The following is an 898-nucleotide window of genomic DNA, read 5'->3' as shown; positions in this document are numbered from 1 at the left end:
GTGCAATAAGTGTGGTGTAAAATTCACCTAACAAGGCAAATCAAAAAGTGCGGACAAAAAACAGTTGGCTTTGTTCGTGCCTCACAAATTTTAGCCAACTATTTTTAGCCGTTTATTTGCGGCGTTAGGTTACTAATGAGTACAGATATAGAACCGATGTATATTGATTGCGGTAAGCATGGAAAGCGAGTGGCTGCCGTACTATGTGGTCATCTTGTTAAACCTGAGGGAGAGCCTCTCGGTTTCATTGAAAATTCAAGCGTTCCAAATGATCTTCAAGCTTGGTGTTATCAATGTGAGGCTGTTTTTGAGGAAGAGGACGGCATGACAGAAAAATTCAGAGAATTTAATCAAATGTCAGTTGTATGTGTTAACTGTTATGTACAAGCTGCACAGTATCACAACGTAGATTGAGGTTCGTAACCTAACAAGCTGTTTAAAATGGACGCCTTACTGCTTGGCTGGCGCTCATTCTTCGCTAAGTTTAGCCAAGCGTAATCCGCCTATTAACAGGGCGTTATGCGTCACTTTAAATCGCTGTCTTTAAAGCGGTTTTTACTTCAAGTCTTTTCTTCAAATTGGCTTTTAGGTACAGTGGCGTAATTAAGTTTTAAGTTGGTCTTGGCTTTCCGTTTTCAATTTAAGCTGTGACCAGAATCATCATTCACCAGTTGAACGCTTCTTTGCAATCTTGGGTTTGGTGAGTGTTTTTTAATTTTAAGTTTGGCTTATTGGTGCAGGCGCAAGCGCTTTAAAAGCGGTGTGTCAACGCATAACACATATGAACCTTATCCCCGTCAATAGGCAATAGTGTTTTTTTAGCTGCCGCTAGGCAGCTAATGGTTAATCAATCAGCAAAATCTATTACTTCGCTCTGTCATAAAGGCCGTAAAACAAT

Annotated in this window: 1 protein-coding gene; it reads left to right on the top strand. The window is 40.2% G+C overall.

The window, feature by feature from the left end; genetic code table 11:
* Positions 1-189: 189 nt before the first annotated feature.
* Positions 190-414: a hypothetical protein gene (locus IE199_RS21835; RefSeq protein ID WP_229854918.1), complete on the top strand. Its 225-nt coding sequence runs from the start codon at positions 190-192 to the stop codon at positions 412-414.
* Positions 415-898: the final 484 nt, after the last annotated feature.

Origin of the sequence: Thalassotalea marina (assembly GCF_014656435.1) — a bacterium.
GTDB lineage: Bacteria > Pseudomonadota > Gammaproteobacteria > Enterobacterales > Alteromonadaceae > Thalassotalea_C > Thalassotalea_C marina.
The sequence above is the reverse complement of the archived record's forward strand: the minus strand, read 5'-3'. Positions and strand labels throughout refer to the sequence as shown.